Annotated in this window: 20 protein-coding genes; 18 read left to right on the top strand and 2 right to left on the bottom strand. The window is 41.4% G+C overall.

Annotation, left to right across the window (positions count from 1 at the left end; genetic code table 11):
- Window position 1: 1 nt before the first annotated feature.
- The 18 genes from fliP (at window position 2) to PISS_RS11265 (ending at window position 17,074) form a co-directional block, all read left to right on the top strand.
- Window positions 2–742 carry a flagellar type III secretion system pore protein FliP gene (fliP, locus tag PISS_RS11350; protein WP_013465552.1) on the top strand — a complete coding sequence of 247 codons (741 nt, stop codon included), beginning with the start codon at window positions 2–4 and terminating at the stop codon, window positions 740–742.
- Window positions 743–783: 41 nt separating this feature from the next.
- Window positions 784–1,053, top strand: coding sequence for a flagellar biosynthetic protein FliQ (locus PISS_RS11345; RefSeq protein ID WP_010387922.1), 270 nt, complete (start codon window positions 784–786; stop codon window positions 1,051–1,053).
- 2 nt (window positions 1,054–1,055) lie between these two features.
- A complete protein-coding gene (fliR, locus tag PISS_RS11340; protein WP_013465551.1) occupies window positions 1,056–1,835 on the top strand; it encodes a flagellar biosynthetic protein FliR in 780 nt (259 codons plus the stop codon).
- Between the two features lie 9 nt (window positions 1,836–1,844).
- Window positions 1,845–2,975: a flagellar biosynthesis protein FlhB gene (gene flhB, locus PISS_RS11335; protein WP_013465550.1), complete on the top strand. Its 1,131-nt coding sequence runs from the start codon at window positions 1,845–1,847 to the stop codon at window positions 2,973–2,975.
- A 71-nt stretch (window positions 2,976–3,046) separates the two neighbouring features.
- On the top strand, window positions 3,047–5,155 hold the full coding sequence (gene flhA, locus PISS_RS11330) for a flagellar biosynthesis protein FlhA (protein ID WP_008112204.1): 2,109 nt from the start codon (window positions 3,047–3,049) through the stop codon (window positions 5,153–5,155).
- Between the two features lie 21 nt (window positions 5,156–5,176).
- Entirely contained in the window at window positions 5,177–6,667 is a 1,491-nt protein-coding gene (gene flhF / locus PISS_RS11325; RefSeq protein ID WP_013465549.1) for a flagellar biosynthesis GTPase FlhF, read from the top strand.
- A complete protein-coding gene (locus PISS_RS11320; protein ID WP_058155097.1) occupies window positions 6,660–7,520 on the top strand; it encodes a MinD/ParA family ATP-binding protein in 861 nt (286 codons plus the stop codon). Before flhF ends, PISS_RS11320 begins: the two co-directional genes overlap by 8 nt.
- A 26-nt stretch (window positions 7,521–7,546) precedes the next feature.
- Entirely contained in the window at window positions 7,547–8,257 is a 711-nt protein-coding gene (locus tag PISS_RS11315; protein WP_008112209.1) for an RNA polymerase sigma factor FliA, read from the top strand.
- 40 nt (window positions 8,258–8,297) lie between these two features.
- Window positions 8,298–8,681 carry a chemotaxis response regulator CheY gene (cheY, locus tag PISS_RS11310; protein ID WP_008112210.1) on the top strand — a complete coding sequence of 128 codons (384 nt, stop codon included), beginning with the start codon at window positions 8,298–8,300 and terminating at the stop codon, window positions 8,679–8,681.
- 16 nt (window positions 8,682–8,697) lie between these two features.
- On the top strand, window positions 8,698–9,465 hold the full coding sequence (locus PISS_RS11305; protein WP_010387932.1) for a protein phosphatase CheZ: 768 nt from the start codon (window positions 8,698–8,700) through the stop codon (window positions 9,463–9,465).
- 14 nt (window positions 9,466–9,479) lie between these two features.
- A complete protein-coding gene (locus PISS_RS11300; RefSeq protein WP_013465548.1) occupies window positions 9,480–11,696 on the top strand; it encodes a chemotaxis protein CheA in 2,217 nt (738 codons plus the stop codon).
- Window positions 11,697–11,749: 53 nt separating this feature from the next.
- A complete protein-coding gene (locus PISS_RS11295; protein WP_016899235.1) occupies window positions 11,750–12,901 on the top strand; it encodes a protein-glutamate methylesterase/protein-glutamine glutaminase in 1,152 nt (383 codons plus the stop codon).
- Window positions 12,894–13,658, top strand: coding sequence for a flagellar motor protein (locus PISS_RS11290; protein ID WP_058155095.1), 765 nt, complete (start codon window positions 12,894–12,896; stop codon window positions 13,656–13,658). Before PISS_RS11295 ends, PISS_RS11290 begins: the two co-directional genes overlap by 8 nt.
- 5 nt (window positions 13,659–13,663) lie before the next feature.
- The gene (locus PISS_RS11285; RefSeq protein WP_016899237.1) at window positions 13,664–14,626 is read left to right on the top strand and encodes a flagellar motor protein MotB; all 963 of its coding nucleotides are present in this window, start codon (window positions 13,664–13,666) and stop codon (window positions 14,624–14,626) included.
- Between the two features lie 12 nt (window positions 14,627–14,638).
- Window positions 14,639–15,409, top strand: coding sequence for a ParA family protein (locus tag PISS_RS11280; RefSeq protein ID WP_008112222.1), 771 nt, complete (start codon window positions 14,639–14,641; stop codon window positions 15,407–15,409).
- Between the two features lie 3 nt (window positions 15,410–15,412).
- A complete protein-coding gene (locus tag PISS_RS11275; protein ID WP_008112224.1) occupies window positions 15,413–16,135 on the top strand; it encodes a chemotaxis protein CheW in 723 nt (240 codons plus the stop codon).
- Window positions 16,136–16,156: 21 nt separating this feature from the next.
- Complete coding sequence (locus PISS_RS11270) at window positions 16,157–16,654, top strand: chemotaxis protein CheW (RefSeq protein WP_008112225.1); 498 nt, start codon at window positions 16,157–16,159, stop codon at window positions 16,652–16,654.
- An 18-nt stretch (window positions 16,655–16,672) separates the two neighbouring features.
- Window positions 16,673–17,074 carry a DUF2802 domain-containing protein gene (locus tag PISS_RS11265; protein ID WP_008112228.1) on the top strand — a complete coding sequence of 134 codons (402 nt, stop codon included), beginning with the start codon at window positions 16,673–16,675 and terminating at the stop codon, window positions 17,072–17,074.
- Between the two features lie 27 nt (window positions 17,075–17,101).
- On the opposite strand, the gene PISS_RS11260 is transcribed toward PISS_RS11265, so the two are convergent.
- On the bottom strand, window positions 17,102–17,410 hold the full coding sequence (locus PISS_RS11260; protein WP_010387940.1) for an EscU/YscU/HrcU family type III secretion system export apparatus switch protein: 309 nt from the start codon (window positions 17,408–17,410) through the stop codon (window positions 17,102–17,104).
- 2 nt (window positions 17,411–17,412) lie between these two features.
- Complete coding sequence (fliK, locus tag PISS_RS11255) at window positions 17,413–19,578, bottom strand: flagellar hook-length control protein FliK (protein ID WP_058155093.1); 2,166 nt, start codon at window positions 19,576–19,578, stop codon at window positions 17,413–17,415.
- Window positions 19,579–19,600: the final 22 nt, after the last annotated feature.

Here is a 19,600-nt window from a genome sequence, read left to right as displayed (position 1 = left end):
TATGACTAAATGGCTGCTTTTCCTATTTGCCATGGTGTTCGTCCCAGGGGTCAATGCCGAGGGGATTGACGCGCTGACGATCACCACTAATGCCGATGGCACCCAAGACTACTCAGTGACGCTACAAGTGTTGGCGATCATGACGGCTATGAGCTTTATTCCAGCCGCCATTATCATGATGACCTCTTTCACTCGAATTATTGTTGTTTTAGCTATTTTGCGCCAAGCCATTGGTTTGCAGCAAACGCCTTCGAACCAAGTATTACTAGGTATGTCGCTGTTTTTAAGTATTTTTATTATGGCGCCAATTTATGAGCAAATAAATGAGCGAGCTATCGAACCGTATTTAAGTGAACAAGTAACGTCACTTGAAGCACTTGATTTAGCCAAAGAGCCAATGAAAGCGTTTATGCTCTCACAGGTACGTATAAAAGATTTAGAAACCTTTGCTAAAATAGCAGGTTACGATCAGCTTGACTCGCCTGAAGCAACGCCAATGGTTGTGCTTATTCCTGCGTTTGTGACCAGTGAGCTACAAACCGCTTTTATTATTGGTTTTATGTTTTTTATTCCCTTTTTGATTGTCGATTTGGTGGTTGCATCGGTATTGATGGCCATGGGTATGATGATGTTATCGCCCATGATTGTGTCGCTACCGTTTAAAATTATGTTGTTTGTATTGGTTGATGGGTGGAGCTTGGTGATGGGTACACTCGCTAAAAGCTTTGGCTTGGGCACGTAGTTGTGCACTCTTCATTGAACCAACCACACTAGGAGTCGTCCATGGAACCTGAAGTATTTGTTGATATTTTAAGTGGAGCCCTATTTTTAGTGATTAAGCTGGTGTCTGCCATTGTGGTACCTGGCTTAATTATTGGGTTGGTTGTGGCTGTGTTTCAGGCAGCAACCTCAATTAACGAACAAACACTGAGTTTTTTACCGCGTTTATTAATCACCATCAGTGCCCTGATTGTGGGAGGACATTGGTTTACTCAAGAGCTAATGGACTTTTTTAATCGCTTAGTGCTGCTTATCCCCGAAATTGCAGGTTAACAATGGAATTTCCATTTTCCGTTGTCATTCAATGGTTAAGTGATTTTTTACTGCCCTTAGTGCGCATCAGCTCTATGATCATGATCATGGCGGGTATTGGCGCAAAAAACGTACCTGCTCGAATAAAAATGGGCTTGGCTGTAGTGGTCACCTTCTTAGTTGTTCCTGTTCTTCCTGCTGCTACATTTACTAATCTATTTTCTTTTGAAATGATTTTAGTGGTACTCCAACAAATGTTGATTGGTGTCGCAATTGGTTTTGCGTCCACACTATTACTCAATACGTTTGTGTTAGCCGGTCAAATTCTTGCTATGCAAACCGGTTTAGGTTTTGCATCTGTTGTTGACCCCTCTAATGGGATGAGTGTGCCTGCAGTGGGGCAATTTTATCTAATATTAGCTACCTTATTATTTTTTGTGTTTAATGGTCATTTAATGATGATTCAAATGGTGGTGCACAGTTTTGAAGTACTCCCGATTGATGGCAATTGGTGGGCGGTTGATCATTACTGGGACATAGTGACATGGGGTGGTTGGATGTTTACCACTGCATTAGTGCTGTCATTAGCACCATTAACCGCCATGCTGGTTATTAATATGGCATTTGGTATTATGACCCGTGCTGCACCGCAGTTAAATATTTTCTCGATAGGCTTCCCGTTTACCTTAGTGGCAGGGCTCGTTATTATTTGGGCAACGCTCGGTAACTTTGTCACTCAGTTTGAGTTCCAATGGCTAAAAATGGTTGAGCTGATGTGTACTCTAGTTGGTTGTTCCCCTTAGGAGAGCGTAATGGCTGAAGATTCCGGACAAGAAAAAACCGAAGAACCCACCCCCAAAAAAGTTGATGATGCTAAAAAGAAAGGCCAAATAGCGCGTTCTAAAGAGTTAGGTACCATGTTTGTGCTTATTTTTTCTGCTATTTCCTTATTAATGTATGGGCCTGAAATTGGCAAAGGCTTGTACCGCATTATGGGAAGAATGCTGAGTCTTAACCGCAATGAAACCTACGACACCACCAAAATGTTTGCCGTATGGGGAGAGGTGGCCGACGTACTGTTATTTCCTATGTCGATGTTTGTACTCATTATTGTATTGGCTGCATTTATCGGTAATACCATGCTTGGCGGCTTTAATTTTAGTTGGCAAGCAGCTGCGCCCAAAGCCAGTAAAATGTCGCCAATGAAAGGCTTTACCCGCATGTTTGGTCCACAAGCGGCTATAGAATTGCTTAAGTCATTATTAAAGTTTGGCTTGGTGGCCGCATTTGCTATTTTTTTAATTAATACGTTTTTTGATGAAATCTTACATTTAAGTATAGAAAGTGCGCCTGGCAATATTGTTCATGCTTTGGAAATTTTAGCGTGGATGTTTTTAGGCATGTCTTGCACCTTAATTATTATTGCTGCTATTGACGCCCCATTTCAAAGCTATAGTCATAACAAACAGCTTAAAATGACTATGCAAGAGGTAAAAGACGAATATAAAAACTCAGAAGGTGATCCGCAGATTAAAGCGCGCATAAGGCAAACCCAACGTCAAATGTCGCAAAAGAGAATGATGCAGGATGTGCCAGACGCCGATGTTATTGTTACCAACCCTACTCACTATTCCGTAGCTTTAAAATACGATACAGAGCGAGCAGGCGCGCCTATTGTATTAGCCAAAGGTGTGGATGAGCTCGCCATGCAAATTCGTAAAATTGCATTGGGTAATGAAGTGCCTATTGTTGAGTCTCCAACTTTAACCCGAGCGCTTTATCATACTGCAGAAGTGGGTGAGCAAATCCCCGATCAGCTCTTTACTGCGGTTGCTCAAGTGCTTGCTTATGTGTTTCAGCTTAAACGGTTTAAAAAAGGTCGTGGAAAACGCCCTGTTGCCCTTAATAAAAAGCTGCCTATCCCCGATGAATTTAAGTATTAACTGCTAACCAACTAACTTGGAATAGTTATTGCAATTTCAGCGTAGTGTCAATTTTTTGAAATTGTAGAGTTATGGAATTTAAAGCGGTATTACAACAACTTAATAAAGATAAAAAAGAATATGCGAAGGGCGTTGGTACACCGCTTTTGGTGTTGGCTGCGCTGGGCATGGTTATTTTACCGCTGCCTCCATTCCTGCTTGATATATTATTTTCGTTTAATATCGCGCTTGCGTTAGTTGTATTGCTGGTCACTGTATACACCATGAAGCCGCTTGAGTTTGGTATGTTCCCAGCGGTGCTGTTAATTGCAACCATAATGCGCTTAGCACTCAATGTGGCCAGTACCCGGGTGGTACTGCTTGAGGGTCATAACGGTGGGGATGCTGCTGGTAAAGTCATTGAAGCATTTGGTTCAGTGGTAATCGGTGGTAACTACGCCGTGGGCTTGGTGGTGTTTTTAATTCTGATCATCATTAACTTTGTGGTAATCACCAAAGGTGCTGGTCGTATTTCAGAGGTATCAGCGCGTTTTACTCTAGATGCTATGCCAGGTAAGCAAATGGCCATAGATGCAGATATGAATGCCGGTTTTATCAGTGCCGAGCAAGCCAGAGAACGTCGTGAGGAAGTAACCCGTGAAGCTGACTTTTATGGTTCTATGGATGGAGCTAGTAAATTTGTAAAAGGTGATGCTATTGCTGGCATAGTCATTTTAGTGATCAATATTGTGGGTGGCTTATTTGTTGGCATGATCCAACATGATTTAAGTTTTTCACGCGCTATGGAAGTGTACACACTATTGACCATTGGTGATGGCTTAGTCGCGCAATTACCTTCATTACTACTTTCAATTGGTACTGCAATTGTTGTAACCCGTCAAAATGAATCGCACAACATGGGCGATCAGTTTAAGAAGCAATTAGGTAACGAAAAGTCGTTATTTATTGCCTCAGGTATCCTTATTACTATGGGCTTAGTCCCAGGTATGCCACACCTTGCATTTTTAAGCTTAGGGGCGCTTTTAGGTTACCTTGCATACTATACTCAACAAAATAAACTGAAATTAGCCGCTGCAGAAGCAGAAGAAGCCGAAAATGCGGCCTCAGGTACCGGAATTGCGGCTAAACAAGAGCAAAAAGAACTGGGTTGGGATGATGTTCAACAAGTTGATGTTATTGGTTTAGAAGTCGGTTACCGACTCATTCCTCTCGTTGACCAATCACAAGGTGGCGAGCTGTTAAACCGTATTAAAGGAGTGCGTAAAAAACTATCTCAAGAGCTAGGCTTTTTAGTGCCGCCGGTGCATATACGCGATAATCTAGAACTCGACCCAAATGCATACCGCATAACCATGATGGGTGTATCAAGTGGTGAGGGTGAGCTTAAACATGGTGATGAATTAGCGATTAACCCAGGCCAAGTATTTGGCCCGTTAAAAGGAATTGAAACTAAAGATCCTGCGTTTGGTTTAGATGCAGTTTGGATAAAACCTGATCAAAAAGATGAAGCACAGTCTTTAGGTTACACGGTGGTTGATTCGGCTACCGTGGTGGCAACCCATATTAGCCAGTTACTCACCAATAGCGCCGCTTTATTACTCGGACATGAAGAAGTACAAAACTTATTAGATATGTTAGGTAAGAGTCACCCTCGCTTAGTTGAAGGACTTGTACCTGAGGTATTACCGCTGACCACCATCGTGAAAGTACTACAAAATTTATTAAACGAAGGGGTGGCAATACGAGATATGCGCTCAATTGTTCAAACCCTTGTTGAGTATGGCCCTCGCAGCCAAGACCCAGATGTATTAACGGCTGCAGTGCGAATATCACTGCGTAGATTAATCGTTCAAGATGCCGTTGGTATGTCTTCTGAAATCCCTGTCATAACCTTGGCGCCTGAGTTGGAACAGATGTTGCATCAGTCACTTCAAAATGCAGGTGATGAAGGTGCCGGAATAGAACCAGGGCTTGCTGATAGACTTCAAACATCATTGAATGAAGCGCATCAAAATCAAGAAATGGCCGGTGAACCTTCAATATTGCTAACGTCAGGAATGTTACGCACTGTGTTATCTCGATTTGTTAAATACACCATTCCAGGATTGCGAGTGATGTCTTATCAAGAGATACCAGATGAAAGACAGATCAAGATTGTCAGCTCTGTAGGCCAACAATAAGATTTTAAAGGGGTTTGAATTATGAAAATTAAACGTTTTTTTGCTAAAGACATGCGCACTGCACTAAAAGAAGTAAAAGAAGAGTTGGGTGTTGATGCGGTTATTATGTCAAATAAAAAACTAGCTAATGGCGTTGAAATTGTTGCTGCAGTTGATTACGACAAAGCAGCGACAAAACCGCCAGAGCAGCCTCAAAGCCAACCCGCTGCAAGAGCTTCATTTGCACATACTGAGCAAAGTTCACATAATTTTGTTAAACCAGAACCGCAACGCGCTCAACCTAAGCCACAAGCAAAGGTTGCAGATAGCTTACAAGCCTTACTAGAGCGTCAGTCTCCACGTCCTCGTTCAGCAGAGCTTGCTTCAATGTTTTCACACTCTGGCATTGACACTTCTGGCCACTATCAAGAACAAGAGCCTGTGCAATCACGACCTAAAAATATGTTTGAACGTGAACAAAGCGCGCCAGTGCGTCCTCGCACCCAAGCCGATAGCTTAGGTTTTGACGATTTAGACAGTGGCTTTGACGATTTAGATTCACCCAGCGCACCGCGTCAGCAAACAATGCATAAAGAATCCAGTGACATCAGCACAATGCGTGAAGAAATGAACGCAATTCGTCAACTATTAGAGCACCAAGTATCAGGTTTAATGCAGCAAGATATGGCACGTCGCGACCCGACCCGTGCATGTATGATTGACCGCTTAGTCGGTATGGGGATAGAGAAAAATGTTGCTGAGCAAATGGCATGTTTTGTACCAGACGATGTGTCTCGCCAACAAGGCTGGAAAGCTTTATTGAACATGGTTGAAGATCAAATGCAAACCACGAACAACGAAATACTTCGCCAAGGCGGTGTTTTTGCGTTAGTCGGGCCTACAGGCGTGGGTAAAACCACCACAGTTGCAAAACTGGCAGCATTGGGTGCACAAAAATACGGTGCCGATAAAGTAGCGCTTATTACTACCGATACCTACCGTATTGGTGCTTATGAGCAGCTAGCAACGTATGGTCGTATTATAGGTTGTGGCGTTAAACAAGTTAAAGATGCAAATGAATTAGCAGAAGTTTTATACCATTTACGAAATAAACGTCTAGTCTTAATTGATACAGCGGGAATGAGTCAACGTGATTTACGCTTAACTGAGCAGTTAAACACCTTGATGCGTAATCAGCGTGTTGATATACGTAGTTATTTAGTATTAAGTGCGACGGCGCAAATTAATGTATTACAAGAAACAGTAAGGCACTTTAAAAAAGTACAGCTAAGCGGATGTATTTTTACTAAACTTGATGAGTCATTGAGTTTAGGTGAGATTATTAGTATTGCGATTCAAAATCGTCTCCCAATAGGGTATCTTACTAACGGTCAGCGAGTACCAGAAGATATTAGAGTGGCAAATGCCGAAAAACTAGTAAAAAAAGCTGAGCAATTGTATTTAAAAAGAATAAAAGCACAACAATCACGACACCAATCAGTGGCGTCGAGCACAGTAGAGATGTATGATTAACACAGTTTTAGATCAAGCAAGCGGCCTTCGCAAAATGAGCAAGAATAATAATAACGGCGTAAAAGTTATCGCTGTCACCGGCGGCAAAGGTGGAGTGGGTAAAACGAACGTATCCCTTAACACGGCAATCGCGTTAGGCCAACAAGGCAAACGTGTGCTTGTACTAGATGCTGATTTAGGATTAGCGAATTGTGATGTGATGCTTGGACTGCGCGTTGAGCGTAATTTATCTCATGTTTTATCGGGCGAATGTGAACTTGATGATATTTTAGTCGAAGGTCCCGCAGGCATAAAAATAGTGCCTGCAACATCGGGTTCGCAAAGTATGGTTGAGTTATCACCCTCAGAGCTCGCTGGACTTATTCGTGCATTTAGTGAACTTAACACCGACTTTGATATTTTAATTGTTGATACCGCTGCGGGTATTTCCGATATGGTGCTGAGTTTTTCTCGCGCAGCGCAAGATGTGGTTGTGGTGGTATGTGATGAGCCTACATCAATTACCGATGCCTATGCTTTAATTAAAGTACTTAGCCGTGAGCACGGCGTTTATAAATTTAAAATTGTTGCCAATATGGTGCGTAGTTTACGCGAAGGGCAGGAATTGTTTGCAAAACTTTCAAAGGTTACCGACCGATTTTTAGATATATCAATGGAGTTGGTTGCAACGGTTCCATATGATGAAAATATGCGCAAATCAACGCGCCGCCAAAAAGTAATTGTTGAGGTTTTTCCTGGGTCGCCTGCTGCAATTGCTTTTAAAACACTGGCTACAAAAATTGCTAAGTGGCCAACACCTAGTCAAGCCTCGGGTCATTTAGAGTTTTTCATTGAGAAACTAGTTAGTAACTAACAATGACAATACCGGTGAATAGAGCTATGGGATATCAGTCAACACAAAATTTAAATATGATTGTTGAAAAGCATGCCTCATTAGTCAAAAAAGTGGCGTGCCATTTAATTGCTCGTTTACCGGCCAGTGTGCAGCTAGATGATTTAATTCAATCGGGTATGATTGGTTTAATTGAAGCTTCAAAAAACTTTGATGCGAGCAAAGGCGCAAGCTTTGAAACCTTTGCCGGTATTCGTATTCGTGGTGCGATGATAGACGAAATGCGCCGAGGCGATTGGGTTCCACGTTCAGTTCACAGAAAAAGCCGTTTGGTTGCAGAGACTATTGTTGCGCTTGAGAACAGTTTAAACCGTGAACCTAAAGATAGTGAAGTTGCTGAAAAACTTGAAATTTCGCTAAATGAGTACCATCATATTTTAAACGATGTAAATGTAAGTAAAGTGTTAGGTATTGAAGACCTTGGTATAGATGACGATGTGATTACACCTCATGGCCAAGATTTAGCACTAGACAAACCGTTCAATAATGTTAAAAATGAACGGTTTAATGAGTCTTTACTCAGTGCAATAAAGTCGTTACCGGAAAAAGATGCAATGGTGCTTTCTTTGTACTATAACGATGAGATGAATTTAAAAGAAATTGGGCATATACTCGATGTAAGTGAATCGCGTGTAAGTCAGATACATGGTCAGGCGATGATTAAGCTTAAAGCAAAAATCAATGACTGGATAAACTAGAAGTAAGTAAATAAAGGTTCAGGCCTCACTGGAGGATGTTTTGGATAAAAACATTAAAATTCTTGTTGTTGATGATTTCTCAACAATGAGACGTATTATTAAAAACCTGTTGCGCGATTTAGGTTTTACCAATGTTCAAGAAGCAGATGACGGGTCAACTGCTTTGCCTATGTTGCAAAATCAAGCGTTTGATTTTGTTGTAACAGATTGGAATATGCCAGGCATGCAAGGTATTGATCTTTTGAGGGCAATTCGAGCTGATGAAAAATTAAAGCATATTCCTGTTTTAATGGTTACAGCAGAAGCTAAAAAAGAACAAATAATTGCTGCGGCCCAAGCAGGTGTTAATGGTTATATTGTTAAACCATTTACTGCAGGTACATTGAAAACTAAATTAGAAAAAGTGTTCGAACGCTTAGGTTAATGAGAGGGAGAGGCTTATGTCAGCACCTGCTGCGCCTCAGATTACTTTAGAACAAGCTCGCCAGTTAGTTGTTTTTTTAGAAAATGGTGAGCAAGATAAAGCGAATCAGTTAATTTTAGAAACAGCTTCACAAGAGCAATCACAGTTATTTGCTGAGGTGGGTAAGTTGACGCGTCAACTGCACGAAGCTTTAAAAAGTTTCGAGTTAGACACGCGTTTAACAGACATTACCACTGATGCCATCCCTGACGCAAAAAAACGCCTTAACTATGTCATGGAAATGACAGAAAACGCAGCCAATAAGACAATGGATGCGGTTGAAGCAAGCTTACCATTAGCACAAGAAATCGCTGACGAAATAGCTGATATCAAGCCAACGTGGGATCGTTTAATGAACCGCGAAATAGAGCTTGGCGAGTTTAAATCACTTTGTCATAGTATTGATAAGTTTATGAGCAGTTCTCATCACAAAACCGATGAGTTACAAATGCTGATGACTAATGTGCTGATGGCTCAAGACTATCAAGATTTAACGGGTCAGGTTATTCGCCGTGTTATTGAACTTGTCCGTGAAGTTGAAGAAAGTTTAATTCACCTGTTGACTGCATTTGCAGCGCAAGGTGGTGAGGTTGAACCAACTGAACAACCAGAAAAAATAGAAGATCCCATTGTTGCACAAACACTAGCAGGTCCCGAAGGGCCTATTATTGATAAAGAAACGCGTAATGATGTTGTATCTGATCAAGATGAAGTTGATGATCTATTATCAAGTTTGGGCTTCTAATAGGAGAGTACTGCATGAGCTTTGAAGTCGATGAAGATATTTTACAAGACTTTTTAGTAGAGGCCGGAGAAATCCTTGAGCTTTTATCTGAACAGTTAGTAGAACTGGAAAACAACCCAGATGATACTGAGCTACTAAACGCAATATTTCGCGGTTTCCACACTGTAAAGGGTGGCGCTGGCTTTTTGGCTATGACAGAGCTTGTTGATGCATGTCATGGTGCTGAAAATGTGTTTGATTTACTGCGCCAAGGTGTAAGAACAGTTAACTCTGAATTAATGGATGTGATTTTACAAGCACTGGATACCATTAATGAAATGTTTGCCACGATTAAAAATCGTGACCAGCCAGAGCCTGCTGATCCAGAATTACTTGCAGTACTTCACAAACTTGGACAGCCACCGACAGCAGAAGAGCTTGCCGGCGATTCTGTGGTTGAAGATATAGCTCCTGTCGAAACCCCATCGGTAGAGCCCGAACCAGTTGCAGAGCAACCGAGCAACGATGCTGAAGAAGACCCGTTTGCTTTTGATGAATTATTTAGCGGCCCAGATAGCAGCAGTACTGAGTCTCAGATTGATGAAATAACCGAAGACGAATTCGAAAGCCTACTTGATGAACTTCATGGAAAAGGGCAAGCCCCACAAGAAAAACAATCATCATCAAGTGACAATGATGTCAGTGGTGATATAACTGACGATGAGTTTGACAGCTTATTGGATGAACTTCATGGTGTAGGCAGCTTTGGCGAAGTGAGCCAAGCAACCGCAAGTACACCACAACAAACACCATCAGCCCCTGTGGCTCCACCAAGTAACGAGCAAAGCTCGGGCGATGATGAAATAAGTGACGACGAGTTTGAAGCGTTACTTGATGAACTTCATGGTAAAGGTGCACCTAAGTCGATAGAAACACCGGCTCCTGTAAGTAAACCAGAACCAGTGGCAGCTAAAAAGCCAGAACCAGTTGCTGCAGCTAAGCCACAGCCTAAACCAGAGCCAGCTAAGCCTGCTCCTGCGGCACAAGCAGCTAAAGCTGCGCCGCCTAAAAAAGCAGCGCCTCCACCGGCAGAAACAACAGTACGTGTTGATACCAAACGCCTAGACCAAATAATGAACATGGTGGGCGAGTTAGTACTTGTGCGAAATCGCTTAGTGAGTTTGGCGACTAATTCTGATAGCGAGGCTATGGGTAAAGCTATTTCCAACTTAGATGTTGTGACTGCTGATATCCAAGGTGCAGTAATGCAAACACGAATGCAGCCAATTAAAAAAGTATTTGGCCGTTTTCCTCGTGTTGTACGTGACTTAGCACGAACACTTAAAAAAGATATTAATTTATTACTTGTCGGTGAAGACACCGATTTAGATAAAAATTTAGTGGAAGCATTGGCCGATCCATTGGTGCATTTGGTTCGCAACTCGGTCGACCATGGTATTGAAATGCCCGATATTCGTGAAGCATCGGGTAAACCTAGAACAGGTACGGTGACTTTATCAGCTTCGCAACAGGGTGATCATATTCTACTTACCATCCAAGATGATGGTGCCGGTATGGATGCTGAAAAGCTTAAAAAGATTGCGATTAGTAAAGGGGTGCTTGATCACGACCAAGCGAGTCGTCTTTCTGATACTGAAGCTTATAACCTTATTTTTGCACCTGGATTTTCAACCAAAGAAGAAATCTCAGATATTTCTGGCCGTGGTGTTGGTATGGATGTGGTTAAAACAAAAATCACTCAGCTCAATGGCTCGGTTAACATAAAATCAGAAATGGGCGTAGGGACTACTTTAGAAATCAAAGTTCCACTAACACTTGCGATATTACCTACCTTAATGGTGGTGGTGGGAGAGCAAACCTTTGCCTTGCCGCTAGCGGGTGTAAGTGAAATATTCCACTTAGATTTAACAAAAACTAATGTGGTTGATGGCCAGCTAACGATTATTGTTCGTAAAAAGTCGATTCCATTATTCTACCTTGAACATTGGCTTATAAAAGGCGCTGATAGAGGTCAGCGAAAAGCACAAGGGCATGTCGTTATTGTGCAAATAGGGACTCAAAAAGTAGGGTTCGTTGTTGATTCACTAATAGGTCAAGAAGAAGTGGTGATCAAGCCTCTAGATGCATTATTGCAAGGTACGCCGGGTATGGCGGGTGCGACTATTACCTCTGATGGTGGAATTGCACTGATATTAGATGTACCGAGTATGCTAAAGCATTACGCTGGATAATAAAAAGTAGGTATAAACTTTATGCCTACCCATTCATTGAATAAGAGAGCGAAATGGCTGTTAAAGTTTTAGTAGTTGATGATTCAAGCTTTTTTCGCCGCAGAGTGAGTGAAATTCTTGAACAAGACAGCGGCATTGAGGTAATAGGCTTTGCTGTAAATGGCCGAGAGGCCGTCGAAAAAACAGCTCAGTTACGTCCTGATGTTATCACCATGGATGTTGAAATGCCGGTGCTGGATGGTATTAGTGCTGTGAAAGAGATCATGGCGAGTAATCCAACACCTATTTTAATGTTTTCATCGTTAACACGAGCAGGGGCATCTGCCACTTTGGATGCGCTTGATGCTGGGGCGATGGACTTTTTACCTAAAAAGTTTGAAGATATTGCTCGCAATAACGATGATGCAATTAAGTTATTGCAAAATAAGGTTAAGGAAATAGGCCGCCAGCGTATTGGAAGAATTACGAGAACGGCCCCATCTCCAAGTATTAGTAAACCAGCGTCAAACAGTTCTGAACGCTTTTCTAACCTTGCTAAAAAGCCGATAGTTCAACCTGATCGTAGCTTTAATAATGCGAGTCCTGCACCTAATAACAGCAGTGCCTCAGCGCGTGCCAGTGGTAAGCAGTATCAGTTAGTTGCTATTGGTACATCCACAGGTGGGCCAGTTGCACTGCAAACTATTTTGACGCAATTACCTGCTAATTTTCCACACCCTATTTTACTCATACAGCATATGCCTGCTGCATTTACCCCGGCCTTTGCTACTCGCTTAGATGGCTTGTGTAAGATTAAAGTAAAAGAAGCGCAGCAAGGCGATAGATTACAACCTGGGTGCGCTTATTTAGCGCCAGGTGGCCAGCAAATGATGGTAGAAGGACGTGGCTCTAATAGAACCCTTCGTGTGTTTGAAGATAAAAATGAACGAGTAAACTATAAACCAAGTGTTGATATTACCTTTGCCAGTGCGGCCAAAGCGTATCAAGGTGATGTGCTTGCCATTATTTTGACAGGCATGGGTGCAGATGGTCGTGATGGTGCTCGCATGCTTAAGCAAACTGGCGCTACAATTTGGGCTCAGGATGAAAAAAGCTGTGTTGTCTATGGTATGCCTCAGGCGATAGCCAGTGCAGGTTTAGCGAGCGAAAGCATTAGCCTTCATGATGTGGCTGCACGTTTAAAAAGAGAGGTTGGCTGTGGATAAGCTTTCTGTTTTAGGATTACTGGTTGCATTAGGTGCTATTGCAATCGGTTATTCTTTAGAGGGAGGTGTGGTATCTGCGCTGTTTAATGGGCCTGCACTAATTATTGTATTAGGCGGTACATTAGGTGCGGTGATGCTACAAACATCAGCCAATACATTTAAAAAAATGCTTAGTATTACTCATTGGGTTTTTATTACCGACGACCATGATATTGAAGATGCTATTGAGCAAGTAAAACGCTGGTCGCATAAAGCCCGTCAAGAAGGCTATTTAGCATTAGAAAACGAAGCACTTGCGCATTCAGATCCCTATGCTGCCAAAGGACTGAGTTTATTAGTTGATGGCTGTTCAGAGCAAAAACTACGCGATACTCTCGAGATTGACTTATTACTTGAGCGAGAACGATTACTTGAGGCTAGCCGGGTATATGAAGCAATGGGTGGGTATAGCCCAACTATTGGTATTTTAGGTGCGGTACTTGGGCTTATTCAAGCCATGTCATTTATTAACGATCCTGAGCAGTTAGGAACGGGTATTGCCACCGCGTTCATTGCAACTATATATGGTGTTGGTTTGGCTAATTTATTATTTTTACCTATGGCCAATAAGCTAAAGCAACGGGTTGAACAAAAGATGCTTTATCACGAAATGTTAGCGGAAGGTGTAATTGCTATTAGCCAAGGTGAGAGCCCTATTAATATTGAACTAAAGCTTGAAGCCTACCGCGTTGAACGTCCAATTTTACAGGCCCATTAGCGCCTATGTTACGCCGTCGCTTACGTCATCACCAATTAAAGAGCCAACATACTGAGCGTTGGTTAGTTTCTTATGCGGATTATATGACCATAATGTTTGCATTTTTTGTTGTATTGTATGCAATTGCGATAAACAAAGAAGACAACATCAAGGTTTTATCTGATTCTCTTGAGCATGTTTTTGATAAGTCTGCAAAACAATATTCTCAGCAGGGTAACGGGGTAAATGGTGATGCTTTATTGCTTGAAAGGGTGACCCCTGAGGCTGAAATACTCTATGGCGAAAGTATTCAAGAGCAAGAGCAAGGCCCAATGTTACTCGATGGTCAAAGTGACAATAGCAATATTAGTCAACGCCACTTAGGTAAGCCGCTGGATAGTTTATTGGCTAAATTACAATCGTCGCTGATTGATGAGATACGCAGTGGCGAGGCTAGCTTAGAACTAAGCCAAGACTGGTTGGTTATTGAGCTCAATTCCGGATTGTTGTTTGCCAGTGGTAGTGCTGTTGCACATAACAAGGCCAAAGAGATTGTAAAAAAAATTGAAGCAATCATCGCATCAGTCGATAACTATATAAGAGTACGCGGGTATACAGATAACGAAACCATACGAAATGAAATATTTCGTTCTAATTGGGAGTTATCAGTGGCGCGTGCAACCTCAATATTAGTTGAACTAGAGCGTTTGGGCATTGAATCCGCGCGCATGGCCATTGAGGGATATGGTCAATACTCGCCCTTTGCCGATAATGATACCGAAGCTGGGCGTGCTGAAAACCGTAAAGTCGTGATTGCACTTTCTAAATATGGTTTAGCACCAGAGCCCTCTGATGAACAAACGAAATCATCAATTTCAGTATCAGAGCAAAGTCAGCCAGAAATTGAGCTACCTGCCCAAGACGATACAATAAAAATAATCCGTTTACCGCATGGTGGCATCCGTGTTACCACGCGCAACGAACAGTAATTAGGATGTAATGTGAAAGTTTGGACAGTAGCCAATCAAAAAGGGGGAGTAGGCAAAACCACTACAGCGGTTAGCCTTGCAGGGATCCTTGCGCTTCAAGGCAAGCGCGTGTTATTGATTGATACAGATCCTCATGCTTCACTAACCTATTACTTTGGTATTGATTCAGAAGATTTAGAGGTCAGTGTTTACGATATTTTTACTCGCGGCTCGAGTATGAAAAGTGAAGAAATACTGCAAGCATTATGCCCCTCAACAATTGAAAACCTTGATATTTTACCTGCAACTATGGCGATCGCGACACTTGACCGTAGCATGGGTAATAAAACGGGAATGGGCCTGATTTTAAAAAAAACACTGGCTAAAATTAGCGAGTATTACGATTATGCAATTTTAGATTGCCCACCTGTTTTAGGTGTGCTGATGGTCAATGCGCTTGCCGCCTGTGAAAGAGTGTTAGTGCCGGTGCAAACTGAGTTCTTGGCGCTTAAAGGGCTCGATAGAATGATGCGTACTATGGAGTTAATGCAAACCTCTCAAGCGAAAAGCTATGAATATACTATAATTCCAACTATGTATGATAAACGAACCAAAGCATCGCTTGAGGCCTATAAAACATTACAAGAAACGTATAAAGAAAAAGTATGGCCAGGCGTTATTCCTGTTGATACTAAATTTAGAGATGCAAGTTTAGCGCAAAAAGTACCGGTAGATTTTTGCCCAAATGCGCGTGGAGTCTATGCTTATAAAGCATTACTTAAATATTTAATAAAACAAGGTTAATAAATGAGTAAGCAATTATTTGCTAATGAAAAAGTAGTCACTCAGTACTTAGGGGCGTTATTATCTGATGACGAACCAACAAAAGACCTTGAGCCTGTTGCTAAACTGCTTGAGCAGGTAACGTATGAAGAGCAAAAAGAACAACCAGTAATAGTTGAGCCTGTTGTTGAAGTTGAAAAGCTTAATAAGCAAGTATCGAATGTAGAAATTGACACCCACCAAGAGCAACACGTCGTGCCTGAGCAAGAGGTGGTTGTAGGTGGTGAAGCTGACTACTTTGATGGTGAGTTTCAAGCGCTGTTTTTTGAAGTGGCAGGGCTTACTTTAGCGGTGCCGCTAAAAGCCTTAGGTGGCATTCATGAGCTTGGAGAAGTAAATCATTTATTTGGCAAGCCTAAGTGGTTTAAAGGGGTTATGATCAACCGAGAAGAAAAACTCAATGTTGTTGATACCGCTCGCTGGGTTATGCCTGAAAAGTACGATGAGCAGTTAGAGGCATCTTTAAATTATCAATATCTCATCACTTTAGGTGATAGCCAATGGGGTTTATTAGCAGAAAAACTAATAAATAACATTACATTGAGTAAAGAAGATGTAAAATGGCGTACAAATAACAGTAAGCGCCCATGGCTTGCTGGAGTAATTAAAGAAAAAATGTGTGCTTTAATAGATGTTAATAATTTAAACGCACTATTAGAGAAAGGCTTAGATAGCCGTCACAAGTAATGACCATTACGAGGTAAGAGCATGAGTGAAGATAAATTACTGTCAGCTAAAAAAAATGCAGATAATAATGATGAGATTTTGCAGTGGGTTACGTTCAAGCTAGAAGATGAAACTTATGGCGTAAATGTAATGCAAGTGCAAGAAATACTGCGTTACACCGAGATTGCTCCTGTACCAGGTGCGCCTTCGTATGTGATTGGTATTATTAACTTACGTGGTAATGTTGTTACCGTTATTGATACTCGCTCTCGTTTTGGTTTACCTGATATTGAAGCGACGGATAATTCACGTATTTTAATTATTGAAGCAGAAGAGCAAGTGATTGGCATTTTAGCCGATAGCGTTTCTGAGGTTGTTTACCTACGTAGCTCTGAAATTGACAGTGCGCCAAATGTAGGTACAGAGGAAAGTGCTAAATTTATTCAAGGTGTATGTAACCGCGACAATGAGTTACTTATTCTGGTTGATTTAAATAAACTACTTAGTGATGACGAATGGGATGAGTTAAGCGATATATAAGCTTCTCTACATAAAACTATGTTATTACTTGGTATTGCTATTGCGGGTTTAGTTTTTGGACTATTCTCGCTGCTTTTAATTGTGATGTTTAAAAAGCGCTATGCGAGTGAGCTTGGCGCGCAATTACAGCAGTTTAAAGATTCATCAGAGCAGATTAATATTTTACGTAGCGAAGTGTCTGAGTTGCGAACCGGTTTACTGAGTATTGGTAAGCGTGTGCTTGAGGTAGAACAACAAAACCAAGAGCTGATACAGCAACAAGCAGCTCAAAAATACGATGACCCCGATGCTAAAATATACTCTCGTGCAGTAAAAATGGTTGAGTTAGGTGCTGATTTAGATGAGGTTATTCGCGAATGTGAATTACCCCGCGCCGAGGCTGAACTGTTGTTTTCATTACACAAACAAAAAGGCGCTTAGCGCCTTTTTTGCTTTTATAACACTGCGTTATGCTTTTATATTTAGCTTTCCCTGAAAGTCTTGCCAACCAGGCGGAAACTTTCCTCTAACCACGTATGAAAACGCAATGAGCTCAGCAATAACAAAGTACAACTCTTTGGGGATCTCTTCTGCGAGGTCTAGTTTCGATAGTGTATTTGCAAGTGCTTCATCTTGATGGATTAAAATTCCTTTTTCTTTGGCTAGGGCAATAATTTCATCCGCCAGTTCACCAAACCCTTTAGCACTTACAATGGGTGAATGTCCCGCCTCGTAGAGTAGTCCAATTGCTGAATTGCTTTTTGATGACTCAGTCATGGCTAAACTTTAATATTAATAATGGCATGCGATTGGTAAAATGCTTGATGGTTATCATCCGCTCGTTTTAGTTTAAGTTCACCCACTTGTAAGCCTTGTTTTGCCAGTTTTGAGCGTAAATTATCAAGATGTGGATGAGCTAAAGCGCTCACCGCTTGGGTTGAGGCTAACAACTGACAATCTAAAGCTTTATCCATGAGTTCTGCGATTATTTGTAGCTTACCCAGCTCGGCATAATCAAAGTTGAGCCTAACAAACCAGACATTTTTATCCGCTAGTTTACCGCTACTGTGCTTTTTATACTGCCCTAAAGTTATTTCTGTTTGCGCCGCTTCAGCAGGCAGCTTCATCGGTAATAAAAATTGCACTAAGGCGTTTGTGTCAGGTTGTTGACTAATAGCGGGCGTTTGTACTTGGCTTAATGCGTTCTTAATTTGGGTTAATTCACCTGCTAATGCTTGTACTTGTGGTTGCTGTAATTGTTCCAACAATTTATTGGCGCTATTACCCACTTTAAACGTCGGTAATAAAACCTGCAGTAAAGCTTCTAAACCCGTTTGATTATTAATACTCACTGCACTTGGATTTTGGTTAATGATAGGCGCGGCTAAAATGCTTAATGAAAGCTGTTCAACACCTCTATTAAACGAGCTCTGTAAAATGTCGTTTTGAAGTTGTGTGGGCTTTATGGTGCTGAGTATTTCGCGCTGTATGGTTGCTGGGTGTAAATTAGTATCTGACAACATGCGATTAAAAGCCTGATTAACTAAACGGTTTAAATCGGTTCCTTGATCAGTCAGTTTGCTTGTAATGGTATTAAGTTGGCTGCTTATTATTTGGTTGGTCGCATCTTTTTTTTCTATTGAGGTGATTGGACTGTGTTTTATAACCGTCGCTAATAAGAGTTTTTCTAAAGGCTGTAAGCTCTGACCAAATGTAACTGCGTTAGTTGGTGGGGATGAAAAAGGACTCACTAAAGGAGATAAAGTGTGTGCTACTAACGGTTGTTGTTGCCACATAGAAACGCTTGATTTTATTTGCTGGGTAAATTGCATTAGGGGCGGCGCTAAATTTGACACGTTTTTTAATTGTGTGATGTCAATTTTTTGCATTGAGGTGAGCCATTTTTGCTGATCATTGCCAGTAAATTCTGGTTTTTGAGATGAGCTTACCGAGGTCGTAAATGGCTTGCTTTCAAAGTACTTTACCGCATCTAAAATACGTGTTTTAAAATCAGCAAAACTGCTTTTTAACCATGATTGTATGGGACTGTTTATCGTGCTGAGCGGATGCTGTTTACTTGGCGAGGGATCAATTAGGCCTTGCGACTGTTGCAAAGAGAGCATCTCATTAAACGGCTTACTAAATGAGTTTTTAAGGCTCACAGTCATATTATGATAAGCGGTTTTGATCAGTAATTTATCTGCTTGGTGAGTAATGTTTACCTTAGTCGGGATGGTAGGTAGTTCACTTAATTGTCGATGACTTAGGTTAATAGTTAATGAGTCTTTAAAAGAGTTTGGGCTTAATACCGCAAACTTAGGCATAGCATGAAGCTGAGCAGGGGTTAAATTACTGGCAAGCAACTGTGTTAGTTTGGCTTGGTTTATTGGCTGTGAATGCACTATATCAGCAAAACGGTTAATAATATTAAGTCGTGTACCTTTGCTATCCGTTTCAATCATCCCCTTTATTAAAGGCTCATCTGCGAGTAATTGTGCAACGTGTTTATTAATAGCAATACTGGCATTAAATTTTTCAATGACCAACTTTGGTGTGGGTTGTAATACCACCTGAAGTGATAGTGGACTGTTTTGAATATCACTTTGGGTGTTTATAAAATTTAAAAATCGTTGCAACTGAGCCGGTTGTTTAATTGTTAAAGTTGTATTGTTAGGGATGATGGTTAAGCTTTTACCATCTGCACTTAACTGTATGTTAGCGCTTGCTATTTTTTCAACGTTTGTGAATGTCTCAGTTGTCCCAAGGCGAATCGTTTGCCAATGCTTATTCATAAACACATCAAGCGTGACTGAATCTTTAGAAAACTGAATATTTTTTGCCGCCAGCATTTCAGGTGGCAGTGTTGCTAACGCAGCCTTACCTGAATCAGTTGTTTGATTACTAACCTGTGGGTTAGACAATGTGATGTGCGTTGGTGTATTCATTATTTTATATCAAGTTTTCTTT

The organism is Pseudoalteromonas issachenkonii (assembly GCF_002310795.1).
Taxonomy (GTDB): domain Bacteria; phylum Pseudomonadota; class Gammaproteobacteria; order Enterobacterales; family Alteromonadaceae; genus Pseudoalteromonas; species Pseudoalteromonas tetraodonis.
This window is presented reverse-complemented; position numbering and strand designations above follow the sequence as displayed.